This is a genomic window from Curtobacterium sp. AC268, assembly GCF_979258745.1.
The window spans coordinates 537,731-557,955 of the sequence record NZ_OZ409878.1 but is presented as its reverse complement, the minus strand read 5'-3'; the positions used below and the strand labels follow the sequence as shown (position 1 = coordinate 557,955).

The 20,225-nt window shown below is 72.7% G+C and carries 17 protein-coding genes and 1 pseudogene; 9 read left to right on the top strand and 9 right to left on the bottom strand.

The window, feature by feature from the left end; all coding sequences use genetic code 11:
- Positions 1-88 precede the first annotated feature (88 nt).
- The gene (locus tag ACZZ9K_RS02690) at positions 89-835 is read right to left on the bottom strand and encodes a 3'-5' exonuclease (protein WP_111223637.1); all 747 of its coding nucleotides are present in this window, start codon (positions 833-835) and stop codon (positions 89-91) included.
- A 35-nt stretch (positions 836-870) separates the two neighbouring features.
- Positions 871-2,580, bottom strand: coding sequence for a maltose alpha-D-glucosyltransferase (gene treS, locus ACZZ9K_RS02685; RefSeq protein WP_027465667.1), 1,710 nt, complete (start codon positions 2,578-2,580; stop codon positions 871-873).
- A gap of 113 nt (positions 2,581-2,693) precedes the next feature.
- Between treS and ACZZ9K_RS02680 the strand changes: the two genes are divergently transcribed.
- Together ACZZ9K_RS02680 and ACZZ9K_RS02675 are read left to right on the top strand one after the other, a co-directional pair.
- Positions 2,694-3,686, top strand: coding sequence for an alpha/beta fold hydrolase (locus tag ACZZ9K_RS02680; RefSeq protein WP_463443277.1), 993 nt, complete (start codon positions 2,694-2,696; stop codon positions 3,684-3,686).
- A gap of 5 nt (positions 3,687-3,691) precedes the next feature.
- Positions 3,692-4,762 carry a glycosyltransferase family 4 protein gene (locus ACZZ9K_RS02675; RefSeq protein ID WP_463444727.1) on the top strand — a complete coding sequence of 357 codons (1,071 nt, stop codon included), beginning with the start codon at positions 3,692-3,694 and terminating at the stop codon, positions 4,760-4,762.
- Between the two features lie 156 nt (positions 4,763-4,918).
- On the opposite strand, the gene ACZZ9K_RS02670 is transcribed toward ACZZ9K_RS02675, so the two are convergent.
- From ACZZ9K_RS02670 to ACZZ9K_RS02660, 3 genes are all read right to left on the bottom strand, one after another.
- On the bottom strand, positions 4,919-5,650 hold the full coding sequence (locus ACZZ9K_RS02670; RefSeq protein ID WP_138803544.1) for a hypothetical protein: 732 nt from the start codon (positions 5,648-5,650) through the stop codon (positions 4,919-4,921).
- 49 nt (positions 5,651-5,699) lie between these two features.
- Positions 5,700-6,338, bottom strand: a complete 639-nt coding sequence (locus ACZZ9K_RS02665; RefSeq protein ID WP_111192616.1) for a histidine phosphatase family protein — start codon at positions 6,336-6,338, stop codon at positions 5,700-5,702.
- 100 nt (positions 6,339-6,438) lie between these two features.
- Positions 6,439-7,272, bottom strand: a complete 834-nt coding sequence (locus ACZZ9K_RS02660) for a Sir2 family NAD-dependent protein deacetylase (RefSeq protein ID WP_138804003.1) — start codon at positions 7,270-7,272, stop codon at positions 6,439-6,441.
- Positions 7,273-7,479: 207 nt separating this feature from the next.
- Between ACZZ9K_RS02660 and ACZZ9K_RS02655 the strand changes: the two genes are divergently transcribed.
- Positions 7,480-8,298: a TrmH family RNA methyltransferase gene (locus tag ACZZ9K_RS02655; protein WP_071244722.1), complete on the top strand. Its 819-nt coding sequence runs from the start codon at positions 7,480-7,482 to the stop codon at positions 8,296-8,298.
- Between the two features lie 129 nt (positions 8,299-8,427).
- Here the strand turns inward: ACZZ9K_RS02655 and ACZZ9K_RS02650 are convergent.
- The 3 genes and pseudogenes from ACZZ9K_RS02650 to ACZZ9K_RS02640 form a co-directional block, all read right to left on the bottom strand.
- Positions 8,428-9,885, bottom strand: a pseudogene (locus tag ACZZ9K_RS02650) (AtzH-like domain-containing protein); the annotation flags it as partial.
- Positions 9,882-10,994, bottom strand: coding sequence for an acetamidase/formamidase family protein (locus ACZZ9K_RS02645; protein ID WP_259410849.1), 1,113 nt, complete (start codon positions 10,992-10,994; stop codon positions 9,882-9,884). The gene ACZZ9K_RS02645 and the pseudogene ACZZ9K_RS02650, both read right to left, overlap by 4 nt.
- A complete protein-coding gene (locus ACZZ9K_RS02640) occupies positions 10,991-11,668 on the bottom strand; it encodes a FadR/GntR family transcriptional regulator (protein WP_214529711.1) in 678 nt (225 codons plus the stop codon). Before ACZZ9K_RS02640 ends, ACZZ9K_RS02645 begins: the two co-directional genes overlap by 4 nt.
- 146 nt (positions 11,669-11,814) lie before the next feature.
- Between ACZZ9K_RS02640 and ACZZ9K_RS02635 the strand changes: the two genes are divergently transcribed.
- The 4 genes from ACZZ9K_RS02635 to ACZZ9K_RS02620 are packed head-to-tail and all read left to right on the top strand — an operon-like array spanning position 11,815 to position 16,391.
- Positions 11,815-13,128 carry an amidohydrolase family protein gene (locus ACZZ9K_RS02635; RefSeq protein WP_463443276.1) on the top strand — a complete coding sequence of 438 codons (1,314 nt, stop codon included), beginning with the start codon at positions 11,815-11,817 and terminating at the stop codon, positions 13,126-13,128.
- Positions 13,121-13,756 (top strand): DUF1097 domain-containing protein, encoded by a 636-nt coding sequence (locus tag ACZZ9K_RS02630; protein ID WP_463443275.1) that lies wholly within the window; start codon positions 13,121-13,123, stop codon positions 13,754-13,756. The genes ACZZ9K_RS02635 and ACZZ9K_RS02630 overlap by 8 nt, the downstream gene beginning before the upstream one ends.
- 25 nt (positions 13,757-13,781) lie before the next feature.
- The gene (locus ACZZ9K_RS02625) at positions 13,782-15,014 is read left to right on the top strand and encodes a D-alanyl-D-alanine carboxypeptidase family protein (RefSeq protein ID WP_463443274.1); all 1,233 of its coding nucleotides are present in this window, start codon (positions 13,782-13,784) and stop codon (positions 15,012-15,014) included.
- Between the two features lie 42 nt (positions 15,015-15,056).
- The gene (locus ACZZ9K_RS02620) at positions 15,057-16,391 is read left to right on the top strand and encodes a serine hydrolase domain-containing protein (protein WP_463444726.1); all 1,335 of its coding nucleotides are present in this window, start codon (positions 15,057-15,059) and stop codon (positions 16,389-16,391) included.
- Between the two features lie 29 nt (positions 16,392-16,420).
- On the opposite strand, the gene ACZZ9K_RS02615 is transcribed toward ACZZ9K_RS02620, so the two are convergent.
- A complete protein-coding gene (locus ACZZ9K_RS02615; protein WP_259410845.1) occupies positions 16,421-17,215 on the bottom strand; it encodes an SGNH/GDSL hydrolase family protein in 795 nt (264 codons plus the stop codon).
- Positions 17,216-17,238: 23 nt separating this feature from the next.
- Here ACZZ9K_RS02615 and ACZZ9K_RS02610 point away from each other — a divergent pair, with 23 nt between their 5' ends.
- A complete protein-coding gene (locus ACZZ9K_RS02610; protein ID WP_463443273.1) occupies positions 17,239-18,402 on the top strand; it encodes an acyl-CoA dehydrogenase family protein in 1,164 nt (387 codons plus the stop codon).
- A 391-nt stretch (positions 18,403-18,793) separates the two neighbouring features.
- Positions 18,794-20,038: a DNA polymerase IV gene (gene dinB, locus ACZZ9K_RS02605; RefSeq protein ID WP_027465653.1), complete on the top strand. Its 1,245-nt coding sequence runs from the start codon at positions 18,794-18,796 to the stop codon at positions 20,036-20,038.
- The last annotated feature ends 187 nt before the right edge of the window (positions 20,039-20,225 follow it).

The window sequence follows — 20,225 nt, the reverse complement described above, 5'->3', positions numbered from 1 at the left end:
GACGCAAGACACCGGTGTTCGCGCGTCACGCCGCGTTCTGCGGGTGTTCGGCGCGCGAACACCGGTGTCTTGCGGGGGCTGTGCGGGGTCAGGCGCCGTTGCGGTGCGGCCAACGGCCGTCGGCGGTGAACGTCGGGTCGCGCTTCTTGCGCATGTAGTCCTGGAACGAGGTGGCCTGCTCGGCACACCAGCCGACCTGCTTGCGGTGGAGCTCCTCGGCGGAGATGCCGAGCTCGTCCGGGTACTTGCCCGCGATGGCCTGGGCGACACGCCCGGCAGCGATGGCGTCGGCTCCGGCATCGTGGGCGTCGTCGAGCGTGACGCCGTAGAGCTCCGAGGCGGCTTCGAGCGTGCGCTTGCCCTTGCGGAAGGTGTCGAGCGCCTTGTCGATCACCAGCGGGTCGACGACGTTGCCGATGACGGGGGAGGCGAACCCGTGCCGCTTCGCCTCGCGGTCGAGGACGGTGAGGTCGTACGGGGCGTTGTAGATCACCAGCGGGATGCCGCGGGCGAACACGGCCTCGATCGCGGCGATGATCTCGGCCACGACCTCGGCTGCGGGACGACCCTCGGCCTGGGCACGCTCGGTGGTGTACCCGTGCACGGCGGCAGCGCCCTCGGGGATCGGCACGCCGGGGTCGGCGATCCACGCACCCTCGACGATGGAGGCCCCGGTCATGTCGATGAGGCCGACGTGGGCGGTGACGATGCGGGCCGTCTCGACGTCGACCCCGGTGGTCTCGAGGTCGAAGACGCCCAGCGCGTGCCACCAGGGGCGACCCGTGAGGTCCTGGGACGGAGCGGGCGCGTCGAGCTGTGCTGTGGGGAACGTCACGCGGTCAGGCTAACGGGACGCACCGACACCCCCGACTACCGGGTCGGCGCGCCGACGTGCAGCCAGTAGAACGACTGCGTGCCCATGGTGAGCGTGACGTTGCCGTCCTCGTCGAAGGACGGGAACGAACCGCCGCCGAACAGGTCGTAGAGCGGACGCCCCGCGAACTCCGGAGCGGACACCGTGACCGAGGTCGGGTTCGTCGCGAACGAGAACACGCAGAGGACGTCCTCGGCGGATGGGCCGAACTGCTGGCCGGAGCCCTCCCACGAGCGGACGAAGGCGAGGACCGAGTCGTTCGAGGTCTCCTGCACGTGCAGGGACCCGAGGCCGAACACCGGGTGGGCCTTGCGCGTGTGGATGACGTTCCGGACCCAGTGCAGCAGCGAGCGCGACTGGGCGAGCTGCGCCTCGACGTTGACCTGCGCGTAGTTGTACACGAGCGACTGGACGACGGGCAGGTAGAGCTTGCCCGGGTCGGCGGTGGAGAAGCCGGCGTTGCGGTCCGGCGTCCACTGCATCGGTGTGCGCGACGAGTCGCGGTCCGGCAGCCAGATGTTGTCGCCCATCCCGATCTCGTCGCCGTAGTACAGGAACGGCGATCCGGGCAGCGAGAACAGCAGCGCGTGGATGAGCTCGAGCTCGGCGCGAGAGTTGTCGAGCAGGGGAGCGAGGCGTCGTCGGATACCGATGTTCGAGCGCATCCGCGGGTCGTAGCCGTACCAGCCGTACATCGCCTGCCGGTACTCCTCGCTCACCATCTCGAGCGTGAGCTCGTCGTGGTTGCGGAGGAAGACACCCCACGCCGCGCTGGCCGGCACGTCGAGGGTCTCGGAAAGGATCGCCTTGAGCTCAGCGGCGTGCTGGGCCCGCAGCGAGTAGAAGATGCGCGGCATCACCGGGAAGTCGAACGCCATGTGGCACTCGGGCTCCTCGTCGGTGCCGAAGAACGCCGCCGTCTCGCGCGGCCACTGGTTCGCCTCGGCCAGGAGCACGCGGCCGGGGTACTCGTCGTCGACCATCGCGCGGAGCTTCTTGATGAACTCGTGCGTCTCCGGCTCGCCCTCGCCGTTGCCCTCCTCGGACTCGAACAGGTACGGGATCGCGTCGAGCCGGAGCCCGTCGACGCCCATGTCGAGCCAGTGCCGGACGACGTCGTAGATCGCCTCGATGACCGCGGGGTTCTCGAAGTTCAGGTCGGGCTGGTGCGAGAAGAAGCGGTGGAAGAAGAACTGGCGTCGAACCGGGTCGAAAGTCCAGTTGGACTCCTCGGTGTCGACGAAGATGATGCGGATGTTCGAGTAGTCCTCGTCGGTGTCCCGCCAGACGTAGAAGTCGCCGTAGGGGCCGTCCGGGTCCTCGCGGGACTGCTGGAACCACTCGTGCTGGTCGCTGGTGTGGTTGATCACCATGTCGATCACGATGCGCATGTTCCGCTCGTGCGACTTCGTGACGAGCTCGCGGAAGTCGTCGAGCGTGCCGAACTCCGGCAGGATCGCCCGGTAGTCGGCGATGTCGTACCCGCCGTCACGCATCGGCGACTGGAAGAACGGCGGCAGCCACAGGGCGTCCACGCCGAGCCACTGCAGGTAGTCGAGCTTGCCGATCACGCCCTGGATGTCGCCGATGCCGTCTCCGTTGGAGTCGACGAACGACCGGATCATGCACTCGTAGAAGACCGAGCGCTTGTACCACTGCGGGTCGAGCGTCAGGCCGGGCAGCTGGATCGGGGCTGTGAAGGTCACCGTGCTCCTCGTCGTCATCGACGGACCGGTCGACGGCCCGCCCCGGACACGATAGGCGCGAGATGCTGCGGGTGTCCGGGGTTTCGTGCGGTTCGCTCCCTAGACTGGCGCGGATGCAACCGCCCGTGCTCTCCCCGTACCAGTCGTTGATGGCCGCCACCCCGGTCGTGCACCGGGCCGTCCAGGTCGACGGCCGGACCACGCACTACTGGGTCTACGGGCCCGAGGACTCGGATCACACCGTGCTCGCCGTGCACGGGTTCCGCGGGGACCACCACGGCCTCGAGACCATCGCCGCGCACCTGCAGGGTGTGCGGGTGATCGTGCCCGACCTGCCCGGCTTCGGCGTGTCCGATCCGCTGCCGGTGTCGGACGTCGACGCGTACGTGGCCTGGCTGACCGGGTTCCACGCCGCGCTCGGGCTCGGCCGCGACACCGTCGTGCTCGGGCACTCGTTCGGGTCGATCGTGGTGTCGGCCACCGTCGCCGCCGGGCTCGACACCCGACTGCTCGTCCTCGTCAACCCCATCGCCGCCCCGGCCCTGCAGGGACCGCGTGCCGTGGGGACCGCGATCGCGATCGGGTACTACCGCGCCGGCGCGGTGCTGCCGAAGCCGATCGGGCTCGGGATCCTGCGGAACGGCGCGATCGTCCGGGCGATGAGCATCGCGATGCTGAAGTCCCACGACCCCGCGGTCCGCCGGTGGGTGCACGACCAGCACGACCGGTACTTCTCGGCCTTCGCGAACCGCACGAGCGTGCTCGAGGCGTTCCGCACCTCGGTCACCCACGACGTCTCCGAGTACGCCGACCGGATCACGGTGCCCGTGCTGCTCGTCGCGGCCGAGCACGACGACATCACCGCCGTCCCCGAACAGCGCGCCCTCGCCGAGCGCCTGCGTGACGCCGAGCTCGTCGTGATCCCGGGTGTCGGCCACCTGGTGCACTACGAGACGCCGGCTCCGGCAGCGGCGGCGGTGCTCCGCCGGATGGCGGACACGACACGACGGACCGGACGCCAGGGACGCCCTGGACGCGGCGCGGCCACGACGGACAGCCGACCGTCGGGGGCGGGCCGGGCCTCCCGGACGGCGGACGCGTCGTGACGCGCCTGCGCATCGGCATCGACTGCCGGTACGTGCGGATCGGTCGGCACGACGGCATCAGCCGGTTCACCGCCGGGGTCGTCGCGCACCTGCCGGACCGGCACGAGTACGTGCTGCTCGTCAGCGACGAGCGCCAGCTCGAGTCGCTGCCGAGCGACCTGCCGTGGGAGCTGCTGCCCGCACCGACGGACGCGGGGGAGCCGCTCGTCGCCCGGCGCGTCAACCGGCTCGGGCTCGACGCGGTGTTCTCGCCGATGCAGACGATGGGGTCGCGGGGCCGTCGGTACGCGCTCGTCCTGACGCTGCACGACCTGATCTACTACCGCAACCGCACGCCCCCGCGGGAGTTCTCGTGGCCGCTGCGGCTCGGCTGGCGGGCGTTCCACCTGTCCTGGGCGCCGCAGCGGTTCCTGCTGAACGGCGCCGACGGGGTGGTGACGGTGTCGGAGACGACCGCCGGGCTGATCACCGAGCACCGGCTGACGCGGCGACCCGTGACCGTGGCCTACAACGCGGCCGACCCGGCGACACCACGGTCGGCCGGAGCGCCACGTCGACGCTCGCTCGTCTACATGGGCTCGTTCATGCCGTACAAGAACGTCGAGACCCTGGCGGCGGCGCTGCCGCTCCTCGGGGCGGACTGGACGCTGCACTGCATGTCGCGGGTGTCCGACGCCGACCGGACACGGCTCGAGGGGCTCGCGCCCGCGGGGGCGATCGAGTTCCACGACGGCGCCACCGACGAGGAGTACCTGTCCGTGCTCCGTTCGGCCACGGCGCTGGCGACCGCGTCGTACGACGAGGGGTTCGGCATCCCGCTCGTCGAGGCGATGGGCGTCGGGACCCCGGTCGTCGTCAGCGACATCCCCATCTTCCGGGAGATCGGCGGCTCCGCTGCGGAGTACTTCGACCCGGCGTCGCCGTCCGCCGTCGCCGCGGCCGTCCGGCGGGTCGAGGAACGGTGGGACGAGGCCTCGCGGCAGTCGATCGAGCGTGCCGGACGGTTCCGGTGGCAGGACTCGGCGGAGCAGGTCGTCCGGGCCGTCGAGCGGGCCGTGGGGGACCGGCGGGGCTGAGGGCTGGTGCTGGTGCGGTGCTGGTGCTGGCGCTCGCGCGGTCTCGCGGTTGGTGCCGATGCCGAACGACGAGGTCGATGTCGTACGACGGCGACGGTGTCGTTCCGCGTCGTCCGCGCCCGCGCTCCCGCCCCCTCACCGGCACCCGCCGCACGATCACTTCGCCGCGATGACCTGCACGTCCGCCCCGGGGAACACCTTCTGGGTCTCCTGGGTCGCCCGTGCCACGATCGGCGGCACCGCGGCTCCCCGACCCGGGGTCCGCACGACGACGAACTGGTCGCCTGGGGTGTCGGACGGGTCACCGCCGCGCTCCCACGAGCAGCGGACCTCGGTGACGCCGCCGATGTGGTCGAGCGTGTCCGCCAGTGCCAGACGCTTCGCCGCGACCTCGCCGGCACCGGTGACGCCGATCTCCAGGTTGCCGAGGTCGGCGATGACCACGACCCGGACGCCGTTGCCGCCCGACTCGTCGGCTGCTCGGCTGATGGCGGCGACCAGGTCACGCCGGGCGGCGGTGTCGAGCGTGGGGTCGGCGCGGACGGTGGCGATGGCGTCGTAGCTCGCGAACGCGGTCTTCGACGGCGTGTGGTGCAGCACGTCGGTGACGCCGGGCAGGTCGCTCACCCGCGTGTCGAACCGGTCGAGCGCGACATCGGGCCGCGGGAAGACCCCGCCGATGCCGTTCTGGACGCTCCCGATGACCGAGCCGAGCACCACCGCGATGACCGCGGCGACCGCCAGGACACTCCCGCCGATGATGAACCAGGTGCGCGCCCGGGTGCGGGTGGGGACGCTGGCCGTCCCGGGACCGAACACCCGGTCGAGGTCGTCGTCCTGCTGGTCGAGGGCGTGCTGGCCGTGTCGGCTGGTTCCGTCGTCGGACATGTCGCTCCCCTCACCCCGGCGTGCGGGTGCGTCGGAGCCTAGTCCCCGGTCAGCCCCGGCGCTCCAGGGGGTTCTGGTACTCGAACGCCGAGCCTCCGGTGGCATCGGACACGTCGTCGATCGGGTCGTCGAACCGGACGAGTTCGGCGTGGAAGCGCTCGGGGTCCCACCGGAACGAGTGGATGGACCCGTTCCGGATCGGGGTGTGGCGGCGGTCGGCGGTGCCGGGGGCTGCGGCGTTCACGACGCTGCGGATCACCGCGCCGTGGGTCGCGACCACGACGACGCCGGCGTCGAACCGGACCGCGATCTCGCCGAGGGTCTCGGTGACGCGGGCGAGCAGCGCGGAGCGGGACTCCCGGCCGGGGATGTCGTCGTGCGGGTACCGTGCCGACACCTCGTCGTCGGTCAGGCCCTCGGCCTCGCCGTAGGAGCGCTCGGCCAGGCCCGGGTACGTCGTCGGTGCGTCGAGGCCCAGGCGGTCGGCGATGATCGCGCCCGTCTCGGCCGCACGCGACAGCGGGGAGGCGACGACGGCGTCGAACGGCCGGCGGGTCAGGAGCTCGGCGGCCTCGGCGGCCTGCCGTCGTCCGGTGTCGTTGAGCGGGATGTCGGTCGAGCCCTGGATGCGGCGCTGCGCGTTCCAGTCGGTCTCGCCGTGCCGGACGAGGTACAGGAGGGTCGTCACCCGTCGATCTTCGCAGACGCACCCGGCAGGCCCGTCCGGCGACCGCACCCGGCAGGCCCGTCCGGGGACCGCGCAGCCCCGTCCGCCGACCGCGACCGCGCTAGTCGGTCGAAGCCGCCGCGCTGAGCCGCTCCGCCAGGTGCACGAGCGTCTCGGTGGTGCCGGCCTCGAGCTTCACGGCCGCGCGTCGGTCGCTCCGGGTCTCGCCGCGGTTCACGATGACCACCGGGTTCTTGCGGCGTGCAGCGTGGTCGACCAGCCGCACACCCGAGTTCACGGTGAGGGAGGAACCGACGACGAGCAGCGCGTCGGCGTCGGCGACGATCGACACGGCCTCGCGGAACTTCTCGGCCGGCACGAACTCGCCGAAGAAGACGACGTCGGGCTTCAGGTCGCCGCCGCACACGGAGCACGCGGGGACGACGAACCGCTCGACGTCGGCGATCTCGACGTCGCCGTCCGGCTGCAGCTGCACGGACCCGGGCTCGTCGATCCAGGGGTTCGCCCGGTCGATGGTGGCGGCGAGGTCGGAACGGGAGAACACCTGGCCGCACCGCAGGCACACGGCGCGGTCCATCGAGCCGTGGATCTCGACGACGCGGCGGGACCCGGCGCGCAGGTGCAGGCCGTCGACGTTCTGCGTGATGACCCCGGCGACGATCCCGGCGTCCTCGAGTGCGGCGAGCGCCCGGTGCCCGTCGTTCGGCACGGCGGCCGCGAAGCTCCGCCAGCCCAGGTGCGATCCGGCCCAGTAGCGCTGGCGCTTCGCGGGGTCGGCCAGGAACTCCTGGAACGTCATCGGCTTGCGCACCACCCGCCCGGCGCCGCGGTAGTCGGGGATGCCGGAGTCGGTGCTCAGACCGGCACCGGAGAGCACGGCGATGCGCTTGCCGCCGAGCACCTCGACGACGCGGTCCAGGTCGTCGGCGGTCACCGACCCGGCGGCCGCCCCGGTGGTCGGTCCGGTCGTCGACGCAGCATCATCCAGCACCCTGTTCACGGTACCCTCAACACCCGACCGTCCCGGTCGCTTCCCAGGCGGAGCGGACCATCCACGGATGCGCTCCAGCGCCGTCCCACCGGACCCACGCCGCGCCCCACACCACCCACACCCCCCCCGCACCACACCGAAACGAGACCCGTGCACCCCGTCCGCATCGACTCCCTCGACGATCCCCGTCTCGACGACTTCGCCCGGCTCACCGACGTGGCGCTCCGCCGGGTCTCGGAGCCCGCGGGTGGCCTGTACATCGCCGAGTCGAACACGGTCATCGAGCGCGCGGTCCGCGCGGGTCACGTGCCGCGGAGCATCCTGGTGCAGGAGAAGTGGCTCGACAGCGTCCTGCCCCTGGTCGCGGAGCACGACGGCCCCGTGTTCGTCGGTGCCGACGCCCTGCTCGAGGAGCTCACCGGCTTCCGCATGCACCGCGGTGCGATCGCCGCGATGCAGCGCCCCGAGCTGCCGAGCGTCGCCGACGTGGTGCGGGACGCGAAGGTCGTCGTCGTGCTCGAGGACATCGTCGACCACACGAACGTCGGCGCGGTGTTCCGCAGCGTCGCCGGCCTGGGCGCCGACGCGGTGCTCGTCAGCCCGCGGTGCGCCGACCCGCTGTACCGCCGGAGTGTCCGCGTGAGCATGGGCACGGTGCTGCAGGTGCCGTGGACCCGCATCGGCGACTGGCCCGCGGCGGGCGAGGAACTCCGCGCGCAGGGCTTCCACCTGGCCGCGATGGCGCTGACCGACGAGTCCGTCGACCTCGACGCCTTCGTGGCGGACCTGCCCGACAGGGTCGCGCTCGTGATGGGCACCGAGGGGCAGGGGCTGACGCCGGCCGCGATCGCGTCGGCCGACACGACCGTCCGGATCCCGATGGCGCACGGCGTCGATTCGCTCAACGTGGCCGCGGCGAGCGCCGTCGGTCTGTGGGCGGTCACCCACGCCCGGCGGCTCGCCTCCTAGCGCACCACCGAGACGGTCGGGGAGGCCCGGGGCGGCCTGGTCGGGCAGCATGCCCCCGGCGCGGATCACCAGGGCACGGTCGGTGGCCGGCCCACCGACCAGGCAGACGCCGACGGGCGCGCCGTCCACGGTCAGCGCCGGTGCGCTCACCGCGGGCAGCCCACCGACGCTCGCGAGCGCGGTCATCGCCGTGGTGGCGGTCCGGGTGCGCTCGAGCGCCGCGGCGTCCGCGTGGAGCAGGGGTGCGGGTCCGGGGACGGTCGGGAACAGCAGGGTCCGACCGTCCAGGGCACGGCGGATCGTCGCACGGACCTCGCCGAGACGTGCCACGGCGTCCGCGGTGGCGTCGGGGTCGTTCGCCCGTGCCACGCGGAACCGGTCACCGACGACGGTGCTCAGGGCGCCGGGGTGCGCGTCGATCCAGGGGCCGTGGGCGGCGAGGGCCTCGGCGGCCTGGACGAGGCGCATCTGCTCCTGCAGCGCTGCGGGGTCCGGGATGCCGAGGTCGCGCAGTCGGACGGTCGCGACGGGTTCGTCGAGCGCTTCGACGAAGGCAGCGAAGGCGCGGGCGACGGCCGGTTCGACGAGTGCGACGAATTCCTCCGGCACGACGAGCACGGTCGCATCGAGTGCCCCGCCGGGCACCGACGGTGGCGGGACGGTGGCGTCGAGGGCGGCGAGCAGCACCACGGGGCTCCGCGTGAGCCACCCGACGGTGTCGAACGACGGCGCGAGCGGGAGCAGCCCGTCGCGGGACACCGTGCCGTGGGTCGTCCGGAGGCCCCAGAGCCCCTGGTACGAGGCGGGGACCCGGACCGATCCCGCGGTGTCCGTGCCGATCCCGATCTCGGCCGTGCCGAGGCCGACGGCCGACGCGGATCCGCTGGACGAGCCTCCAGGCAGTCGGGTGGGAGCCGCGCTGTTCGGCGGCGTGCCGTGGTGCGCGTTCCGGCCCGTCAGGTTGTACGCGAACTCGTCGGTGCGCGCGATCCCGCGGATCGAGGCACCGGCGGCGAGGAGCGCGGCGACCGCTGTGGCGGGCGCGGTCTGGACCGGTGCCTCGCGCAGGTACGTCGGGTTGCCCGCGCCGACCGGTTGGCCGGGGACGGCGTAGAGGTCCTTGACGGCGACGGTCAGGCCGTCGAGCGATCCGGAGGCGGTGGGGGCGACGAGCGGGTCGCCGACGGCCCGCCAGACGGTGGTGTCGACGGCCTTCGGGCGGCCCGTGACGTGGGCCGCTTCGATGCGCCAGCCGGTGCCGCCGTCGCGGCACCAGAGCTGGGTCTGGAGGCCCTGCCCACCCGCGGCGAACCGGGACACCGACACGACGAGGGCGCGGTCCTCGGTCAGGGGGCGGACCTCGACGTGCGTCAGCGACCGGGTGGCGACCCCACCCCGCGCCCCGCGGAACGCGCTGATCGCGTCGTGCCCGACGAGCAGGCCGCGGTCGTCGCCGCGCATCGTGTCGGGGGAGTCGACGAAGGCGGCGTCGAGGGCGTCGAGGTCGTTGGCCAGCAGGGCGGTCTCGTAGGCGTCGAGCGCCTCGAGCAGTCCGTCGGGTGCCGTCGACGTGTGCGGCGTGGTCATCGGACGGGCTCCTCGAAGTCGGCCTTGCGGATGCGGGCGTGGACACCGGTGACCAGGTCCACCACCTGCGAGATGTTGAAGTCGGTCGCTGCGGACAGGTACGCGTACGCCAGGTGGCGTTCCATGCCCCAGCGCGCGCCGAGGATCGCGACGGCGTGCCGGACGCACTGCCGGACGGCCTCGTCGAGGTCGGGGTCCATGCCGGTGGGCACGAGGAACTCCTGCGTCTCCGCGACGGGCCAGACCAGGTCCCCGAACCGCGCGGTCGCCTCGGCGGCCGGGGTCAGGTCGAAGCGGATCGTGGCGCGGAGCGAAGCCTCCATCGCCGTGAGCGCCACCTCACCGTCGCCCTGGGCGAAGTGCGGGTCCCCGACGTGGGCGAGCGCGCCGGGGACGAGCACCGGTAGGTGCAGCTGCGAGCCGGCCTGCAGCAGGTTGACGTCGATGTTGCCGCCGTGGCGACCGGGCGGGACGGAGTGCAGCCGCTCCCCGGGGGTGGCGACGCCCATGATCCCGAGGAACGGGGCGAGGGGGAAGTGCGCGAAGCGGTCGCGGGCGGCGGTGAGCGGGATGCGGCCCCGCCGGCCCTGCTCGGTGTCCACGACGTCGGCGAAGACGCTCACCGTCGTGCCGTCGACCGGGAACTCACCGTGCAGGGCACCGCGGCCGTGCCGGTTCGACACCACGCCGTAGTGAACCCGGGGCAGGGTCTCGAGGACCGTCATCGTCAGCACGTCGCCGGGACGGGCACCGCGCACCGCGATCGGCCCGGACACCACGTGCGGACCGTCTGCCGTGGGGCTGCGGTGCCCGGAGCGGGCGATCGCGACGGCGTCGGCGAGGACGTGCTCCGGTGCGACGCCGTGGTCGCCGAACCACGCGACGGGGTCGCTGCCCTGGTCTGGGAGGATCCCCTCGTGGCTGACGGTGTCGATGGTGACCGACTCGCCGGGGGCGATCGTCAGGGCCGGGGTGTCACCGTCGCTCGGCAGTCGGCCCCAGAGGACGGTCTCCGGGTCGACGGGTAGGGAGTGGTCGCCGCGGACGGGCCCGGCACCGGGCTGCAGGGTCGCCACCGCGGGGGCGGTGGTCTCGTGTGCGGTCGTCATCGGTCCGTCCTCCGTTCGACCAGGTGGGCCACGTCGGCGAGGTGGTCCGCCATCGCCCGCGTCGCGCCCTCGACGTCGTGCTCCCGGATCCGTTCGAGGATCCGCTCGTGCCACTCGAACGACGATCGGCGCCCCTCGCTGGTGCTGTGCGAGCGGGCACGGACGTCCTGCACCCAACCGCTGCTGAGCTCGCACAACGACACGAGCAGAGGGTTGCCCGAGGTGCGGGCGACCTGCACGTGGAAGGCGACGTCCTGGGCGAGCGACTCCTCCGGGCTCAGGCCCGCGTGCGTCGCGGCGAGGATGCGTTCCAGGGTCAGCAGGTCGGCCTCGCCCGCCCGCGCCGCCGCCAGTCCGGCGACCTGCGGCTCGACGACGGTCCGGAACTCGGCGACGTGCTCGGCCCGGTGGTCCAGGTCGTCGCGGTGGTGGTCGAGCAGGGCGGACGCCTCCTCCGGTCGCGGCAGCACGACGGTGCCACGGCCGGGGGTCCGGGAGACCAGACGACGGCGCTCGAGTTCCTGCAGCGCCTCGCGGATGGTCGTGCGGGACACGGCGAGGTCCTCGGCGAGGGTGCGTTCCGGCGGCAGCTTGTCGCCGGGCTGCAGGTCGTCGAGCACGAGCGTGCCGAGGTGGGCGGCGGTCGCCGCGCTCAGGGTCCGTCCACGGTGCATGCCCTCGACCGTAGGGCCGGTTGGTCTGCTTGGTTCATTGGTACGACCATCTTTTACACGGCCGTCACACGCGGCGTCGGAACCCGAAACACGGCGGGCGAATGGTGGAGCACGTCCCACCCGCACCGACCGGAAGAGGGTTCGACGTGGACCTGGTCCTCACCAACGCACGGCTGACCGACGGCCGATCCGTCGACGTCGCGATCCACGACGGCGTGATCGTCAGCGTGACCGACGCGCTGCCCGGTCCGGGCTCGGCGCACGGCACCGACACCGGTGCTGCTCCCACCCGCGTGGCCGACTGCGCCGGGCGCGTGGTCATCCCCGGGCTCATCGAGGCACACCTGCACGTCGACAAGGCCCTGCTCGACCGGGAACGCCCGAACCCCGACGGCACCCTCGCCGGCGCCATCGCCGTCACGGGGGAGCTCAAGCGCGGCTTCACCCACGCCACCGTCCGCGACCGCGCCCGCACCCTGCTCGACCAGGCCATCACGAACGGCACGACGCTCGTCCGCGCACACCCCGACGTCGACCCGATCGTCGGGCTCACCGGCGTCGAGGTGCTGCTCGACCTGCGCGACGAGTACCGGGACGCCCTCGACCTGCAGATCGTCGCGTTCCCCCAGGAGGGCATCGCCAAGGCACCGGGCACCCTCGCGCTGCTCCGTCAGGCGCTCGCCGCGGGGGCGGACGTCATCGGGGGCTGCACCTACAACGAGCACACCCTGGCCGCGTGCCACGAACACGTCGAGACCGTCCTGGACCTCGCCGAGGAGTTCGGGGTGCCGGCCGACCTGCACGCCGACTTCGCCGACGACACCTCCGACCCGCGGTACGCCCTCGCCGGGCACATCGCCGACCGCGTGACCGCCCGCGGGCTGCAGGGACGGGTGGCGCTCGGCCACGTGACCTCGGTCGCGAGCCTGCCCCGCGGCGAGCGCCGGGTGCTGTTCGACCGCCTGGCCGCCGCCGGGGTCGCCGTCGTGCCGCTGCCCGCGACCGACCTGCACCTCGGGGGACGGTCCGACGACCAAGACGTGCGGCGCGGGGTCGTGCCGGTCCGCGAACTCTGGCACGCCGGTGTGACGAGCGCCTACGCGTCGAACAACGTCCGGAACGCCTTCACCCCGTTCGGCAACGCCGACCTGCTCGACGTCGGGCTGCTCCTGGCGCAGACCGGACACCTGTCCGGCCCGGACGACCTGCGACGGGTGCTCGCCATGGCCACCACCGGGGCGGCCGAGGTCGTCGGCGTCGCGGACACCCACGGCATCCGGCCCGGCGCCGCCGCCGACCTCGTCGTGCTCTCCACCACCGACCCGGACGGCGTCCTGCTCGACCGGCCGGACCGTGCCCTCGTCCTCAAGCGCGGCCGGGTCGTCGCCGAGACCACCCGGACCGTCCGTCTCACCACCAGCCGCACCACGAACCGATCGAAGGAACTCAGCCATGCGTGAACGGATCCCGCACGAGATCGTCGCCTCCGTCCTGGCCGGTGCCACGGCGTTCATCGGGGGCAACGCCCTGCACCTGCCGACCTGGGCGATCTTCATCAGCTGGGCGGGGATGTTCCTGCTCGGCGGCAAGCCGACATTGCGGAACGCCACCCGCCTGTGGGCCGCGATGCCGATCGGGTCGGCGTTCGGCCTGGTCATCGTCCTGCTCGACCAGCGGTTCGGCACCCTGCTCGGCGAGGGGCAGGCGGCGCAGAACACCGTGCTGGCGCTGCTCATCCTCGTCGTGAACTGCGCCCTGATGTACACGGGGCGGACGAAGCTGTTCGGGCTCGTCCCCGGGATGTTCCTCGGGTTCGCCTCGTTCTTCGCGACGTGCTTCGGCGGCTTCGGCTTCGACCCGGGGAACGCCTGGGCAGCCTGGGTGTCGGTCGTGCTGATGAACGCGCTCGGTCCGGTGTTCGCGTACCTGTCCCGCCGCCTGACCTTCGCTCGGCCCGAGCCGGCCGGCACCGTCGTCGAGGCTGGCACTGTCGGCCCGGCCGGCACCGTCGTCGCGGCCGACGCCGGTGGCGCAGCGGCCCCCGCTCCGGAACGCCAGCCCGACCAGCCCGTCGCAGCCTCGGCCTAGGAGCGGACCGGTACGCTCGGGTCCCGTGTCAGCAGTCGTCCGCCGCCCCCGCTCCGCCGTCCGGAGGCCGGTCACGATCTCGGTGGTCGCCGTCCTGATCCTGGTGGCCGGGTACCTCGTCGCCGCGGCCGTCGTGCCGTTCGGCCCGGCGAGCGCCAGCACCACCACCTACTCGGCACCGAAGACGACCGTCCCGGCCCTGAGCTTCCCGGGGTACGGCGCGACGGCGGTCGAGGCGACGGACTTCCCGGAGAGCCTGCGCACCAGCGGCGACACGAAGCCCCGGTCGATCGCGAGCATCACGAAGGTCGTCACGGCGCTCGTGGTGCTCGACGAGAAGCCGATGGCCGCGGGGGAGTCGGGACCGTCCATCCGCTTCACGAAGCAGATGGAGGGCCTGTACGCCAAGTACGCGGCGCAGAACGGCGAGGTCGCCCCGATGCCGGAGGGGCTGCAGCTCACCGAGCGCCAGGCGTTCCAGGTGATGCTGATGAAGTCGGCGAACAACTACGCCGGCGCGCTCGCGATCTGGGCCTTCGGGTCGATCGCCGCCTACGAGCACGCGGCGGACGACTGGCTCGACGAACACGGCCTGGACGACACGACGATCCACGAGCCGACCGGCCTCGACCCGGACAACACCTCGACCGCCACCGACCTGGTCGAGCTCGGGCAGCTCGCGCTGGCGAACCCGGTCGTGAAGGACATCGTCGGCACCAAGGACGTCACGATCCCGACGGTCGGCGAGATCGAGAACTCGAACAAGCTCCTCGGGCTCGACGGCATCGAGGGGATCAAGACCGGCACCCTCGACGAGGCCGGTGCCTGTCTGCTGTTCGCGGCGACGTACGAGCGCGGGGGCAGGGACGTCACCGTCGTCGGTGTGATGCTCGGCGGTGTCGACCACGACTCCCTCGACGTCGACGTGCAGCGGTTGCTGCGGTCCGTGGCGGACAACTTCCAGGTGGTGACGCTCACCCACCAGGGGCAGACCTTCGGCACCTTCTCGACCCCGTGGCAGGACGAGGCCGACGCGGTCACGACGAAGGCGGCCGAGGTGCTCGTGTGGGGCAAGACCACCGTCACCGCGAAGGCGAAGCTGCAGCAGGTGACCTTCGGCACGAAGGGCGAGCGGGTCGGGCAGGTCCGGTTCCGCATCTCCGACCACGACCCGGTCACGGTGCCGCTCGCGCTCGAGCGCACGATCGACGACCCCGGCGTCTGGTGGCGCTGGACGAACCCGTTCCAGGGGGCGTGACGCCCGTCGACCGCCGACCGTAGAGTCGGTCGGGTGACGACGATGACGACGTTCCCCCGGGCCACCCCCGCCGCCCTCGGCTTCGATCCCGGCGGCGTGACCGCCCTGCTCGACGCCCTCGAGTCCACGCCCGACGTGGAGCCGCACAGCATCATGCTGCTCCGGCACGGCCAGGTGGCGGCCGAGGGCTGGTGGCACCCCTACGCCGCCGGCCGCGTGCACCTGCTCTACTCGTTGAGCAAGAGCTTCACCGCCGCCGGGGTCGGCATCGCCGTCCGGGCGGGCCTGATCGACCTCGACGCGACCGTGCTGTCGTACTTCCCGGAGCTCGACGCCGACGTCACCGACGAGCGCAGCCGCCGCATCCGCGTCCGGCACCTGCTCGCGATGGCGAGCGGCCACCGCGAGGAGACGATCGACCGCGCCCAGGCCCTCGACCCGACGAACACGGTGCGCGGGTTCCTGCTGCTCCCGCCCGACGCGGAGCCCGGCACGGTCTTCGCCTACAACCAGCCGTGCACGTACACCCTCGCCGAGATCGTCCGGCGGGTGACCGGCGGTTCCCTCGTCGCGTGGCTCCGCCCGCACCTGCTCGATCCGCTCGGCATCGACGACCTCGCCTGGCGGCGCGACGACACCGACGCGGAGCTCGGGTACAGCGGGTGCTACGCCCCGACCGACGCGGTCGCCAAGCTCGGTCAGCTGTACCTGCAGGGCGGCGTCTGGGACGGCGAGCGGATCCTCGACGCCGACTGGGTCGAGCAGGCGACCAGCACGCAGGTCGCCAACCCGGACGAGGCCAACCCCGACTGGTCCCAGGGCTACGGCTTCCAGTTCTGGATGGCCCGCCACGGCTTCCGCGGCGACGGCGCCTACGGTCAGTTCTGCGTCGTCCTGCCGGAGCAGGACGTCGTGCTCGCGATGACCGGCCAGAGCCTCGACATGCAGGCCGTCCTCGACGCGGTCTGGGAGCACCTGCTGCCCGCCGTCGACCGCGCGTCCGACGCGGCCTCGGCATCCGCCCTGGAGGCCCGGCTCGCCTCCCTGGGACTGCCCGCCGTGGACGGTGGTCCGCTGCAGGGCCTCGCCGACGTCGGTCCGCTGGCCCGCGACGGCGACGGGTGGCGGCTCACGCTCGACGTCGACGGCGGATCCCTGTCGGTGCCCGTCGGGCAGGGGGAGTGGGCCGTCGAGGGCCCGCTCGCGGCGAGCGGTGCCGTCGCGGACGACGGGACCGTCCGTGTCGACGTGCGGTTCGTCGAGACCCCGCACCTGGCGCACGTCCGGATCGACCCCGCCACGGGATCGACGACGACGAGATGGCAGACCGAGCCGCTGCACGACGGACCGCTCACGCTGCGGCGCCCCGCGGACTGATGAGGGCCGGCGGCCCTGCGGCCACGCTCCTACGGGGTGTCGGAGGGGTGCTCGGTGACGATCTGCAGCTCGGGTCGCTTCGCCGACACCCCGTCGCCGGACGAGGTGTGCTTGATGCGCCGGACCACCCACGGCACCAGGTACTCCCTGGCCCAGCCGAGGTCCTCGGCGCGGGCCTCGCGCCACGGCCGAGCCTCGAGCGGGTCCGGGTTGAACGGTTCGAGCCCGTGCGGCACGCCGAGGGCGTCGAGCACCGCCGCGGCGATCGTCGAGTGGCCCATCGGGGAGTGGTGCAGGCGGTCCGGAGCCCACATCCGCGGGTCCCGGAGCACCCGGAGTGCCCACATGTTCGCCACCAGGGCGCCGTGCTTCAGGGCGATGGCGTGCAGGTTCTCGTTGTAGATCGCCGTCTTGCCGCGGACCATGCCGAGCACCGGGGTCATCCCGACGTCCGGGCCGGTGAACAGCACGACGGTGGCTCCGTCGCGTCGCAGGTCGGCGACGAGCCGGTCCACGCGCTCGGCGAGCTCGTCCGGGTCCGAGCCGGGGCGGATGATGTCGTTGCCGCCGGCGGACACCGTGATGAGGTCCGGGTGCAGGGCGACGGCGGCCTCGGCCTGCTCGTCGATGATCTGCTGCAGCAGCCGCCCGCGGATCGCGAGGTTCGCGTAGGCGAAGTCGTCGGTCTGGTGTGCGAGCACCTCGGCGACGCGGTCCGCCCAGCCGCGGTTGCCGCCCGGGACGGTGGGGTCGGGATCCCCGATCCCCTCGGTGAACGAGTCACCGATCGCGACGTACCTGGTCCAAGGATGACGATCTGACACGTTCCGGACCCTAGTCTCGTGGCATGACGAAGGCCAACACGGACGCCGTCGGCTGGTCGGTGCCGGACGAGCTGCTCGACCGCATCGCCGAGCGCGCCCCCGGCTACGACGCCGCGAACGCGTTCTGCACCGAGGACCTCGACGAGCTCCGCGCCGCCGGCTACCTGCGGATCGGTGTCCCCGTCGGGCAGGGCGGGGCGGGCCTCGGCCTCCGCGGCACCGCGCGGGTGCAGCGCGCCCTCGCCCAGGCCGCGCCGGCGACGGCACTCGGCCTCGGCATGCACCAGGTGTGGGTGCAGGCGGCCCGCGCCGTCCGTACGCGAGGCGAGTCGTTCCTCCAGGCCGTCACCGACCACGCTGCGGACGACCACCTGCTCGCCTTCGGGGTGAGCGAACCCGGCAACGACGCCGTGCTGTTCGACTCGTCGACGACGGCGGAGCCGGACGGCGACGGCGGGTACCGGTTCACCGGCACGAAGGTGTCCACGTCCCTCGCACCGGCGTGGGACGTGATGAGCGTCTTCGGCAAGGACACCTCGGGGCCGGAGCCACGGCTCGTGCACGGGTTCGTCCTGCGGTCCGACGGCGACGTCGAGCACCTGGACGACTGGGACACGCTCGGGATGCGCGCGACGCAGAGCCGCACCACGAAGCTGCACGGTGTGCACGTCCCCGCCGATCGCATCGTCCGGTCGCTGCCGGTCGGGCCGAACCAGGACCCGCTCGTGTTCGGGATCTTCGCGTCGTTCGAGCTCCTCATCGCGTCGGTGTACGCCGGGGTCGCGGAGCGGGCGATCACGCTCGCGACGGCCGCCGCGGCGGGTCGCACCGTGGCCGACGGAACCAGGCGGTCGCAGGACCCCGACGTGCGTCGGGCGATCGCCGACCTGCGCGGTGCGGTCGACGCGATCACGCTGCAGGTCGACTCGCTGGCGCGGTCGGTCGACGAGCTCGACGACCTCGGTGCCCGCTGGTTCCCGCTGCTCGTCGGCACGAAGGCCCGGGCCGTGGACACCGCGCAGCACGTCGTGGACGAGGCCATGCGAGTCGTCGGCGGCTCGGCCTTCCGGTCGTCGAGCGAGCTGGCGCGGCTGTCGCGTGATGTCCGGGCGGGGCAGTACCACCCGTCGTCGCGGGACTCCGCGGCGCGGACGATCGCCGCGTCGGTGCTCGGCCCGCTCGGCTGAGCGCTGCGCGCGCTTGCCGCCTGCCGCCTGCCTGGTGCGAGGTTGGCGTGGCGGCGCACGGTGCCGGGCCCGTCGGCCGGTGCGAGCGTGGTCGCTCGGTGCTGCCCTGTGTCGCCGCACGGCGCAACTAACTCGGCACCGAGTTGCGAAGGGCGCACGGTGCGGTGGGCGATTGCGTGGCGGCGCAAGGTGCCGGGTCCGTCGGCCGGTGCGAGCGTGGTCGCTCGGTGCTGCCCTGTGTCGCCGCACGGCGCAACTAGCTCGGCACCGAGTTGCGAAGGGCGCACGGTGCGATGGGCGAGCAACAGCGCACGACGGGACGAACCTCGCACCGAGCGGCCGTGAGCACGCCCCGTCCGGCGATGTCGGCGGCGCCTGGCATCATCTCGGTGTGAGCAAGCAGGACGGACGGAACCGCCTCGTCTCCGACGCACCGGTGGACGACGTCTCGGCGACCGTGCTGCACGTCGACATGGACGCCTTCTTCGCCTCCGTCGAACTGCTCGACCGCCCCGACCTCGTGGGCCTGCCGGTCATCGTCGGGCACGACTCCGACCGCTCCGTCGTCACCGCCGCCACCTACGAAGCGCGTCGCTACGGCGTCAACTCGGCGATGCCGATGGCCGTCGCCAAGCGGCGCTGCCCGAACGCCGTCATCGTCGAACCGCACTTCGAGAAGTACCGGGCGCAGTCCGCCGCGGTGATGGCGATCTTCGACCGGTTCACCCCGCGGGTCGAGCGCCTCGGCATCGACGAGGCGTTCCTCGACGTCGCCGGCGCCCTCCGGCTGTACGGCACCCCGTGGCAGATCGGCCAGGCCATCCGCCGCACGGTCCTCGCCGAGACCGGTCTGCACTGCTCCGTCGGCGCGGCGTCGACCAAGTTCGTCGCGAAGCTCGCCTCCAGCCGGTCGAAGCCGGACGGCCTGCTCGTGGTCCCCGCCGCCGACACCGTGGCGTTCCTGCACCCGCAGCCGGTGTCCGCGCTCTGGGGCGTCGGCGGCAAGACGCAGGAGACGCTCGAACGCCGGGGCATCCGCACGGTCGGCGACCTGGCGAACACCCCGCTCGGATCACTGGTGTCGGCACTCGGCCCGGCCGGCGGGCAGCGGCTGCACGACCTGTCGTGGGGTCGCGACCCCCGCGTGGTCGACACCGGCGTCGGCGAGAAGTCGATCGGGCACGAGGTCACGTTCGGCCGCGACCTGACCGAGCGCGACGACGTCGCCCGCGAACTCCTGCGCCTGGCCGACAAGGTCGCCGTCCGCCTGCGCCAGGCCGACGTGCAGGCCCGGACCGTGGCACTCAAGGTCCGCTACACCGACTTCACCACCCTGACCCGGTCGCGCACCCTGGCGGAGCCCACCGACGTCGCGAAGCGCCTGCACCGCGAAGCCGTCGAGCTGTACGACGTGCTGCACCGTCCGGGCAACCAGATCCGGCTGATCGGGGTGCGCGGCGAGAACCTCGTGCCCGCGGCCGCGAGCAACGCCCTGTGGGACGACGACGCGCCGTGGCGTGACACCGAGACCACGGTCGACGCGGTCGCCGCACGCTTCGGCGCCGGCGTGCTGCGACCGGCATCCCTGGTCCGCCGGACCCCTGACGGCGGCGTCCCGCACGCTCGGCAGGACTGACGGTGGCGGTAGAATCGGGTTCAGTGAGCGCAGCGGAGTACGAAGACCAGCAGCCCGCCACGCTGTGGGCGGAGTCGGGTGACGACCAGTCCGGCGCAGGCGGATCGTCGTCGACGCACGACGGCAGCCAGGCACATCAGACCCCGGCACACCAAACCCCGGCACACGAGACGGCGCAGGCGCAGGG

Coding starts and splice junctions, on each gene's coding strand:
- ACZZ9K_RS02630 (WP_463443275.1), top strand. CDS start 13,121: ATGCGTGAACGGATCCCGCACGAGATCGTCGCCTCCGTCCTGGCCGGT.
- ACZZ9K_RS02645 (WP_259410849.1), bottom strand. CDS start 10,994: ATGACGACCGCACACGAGACCACCGCCCCCGCGGTGGCGACCCTGCAG.
- ACZZ9K_RS02620 (WP_463444726.1), top strand. CDS start 15,057: ATGACGACGTTCCCCCGGGCCACCCCCGCCGCCCTCGGCTTCGATCCC.
- ACZZ9K_RS02610 (WP_463443273.1), top strand. CDS start 17,239: ATGACGAAGGCCAACACGGACGCCGTCGGCTGGTCGGTGCCGGACGAG.
- ACZZ9K_RS02680 (WP_463443277.1), top strand. CDS start 2,694: ATGCAACCGCCCGTGCTCTCCCCGTACCAGTCGTTGATGGCCGCCACC.
- ACZZ9K_RS02670 (WP_138803544.1), bottom strand. CDS start 5,650: ATGTCCGACGACGGAACCAGCCGACACGGCCAGCACGCCCTCGACCAG.
- ACZZ9K_RS02640 (WP_214529711.1), bottom strand. CDS start 11,668: ATGCACCGTGGACGGACCCTGAGCGCGGCGACCGCCGCCCACCTCGGC.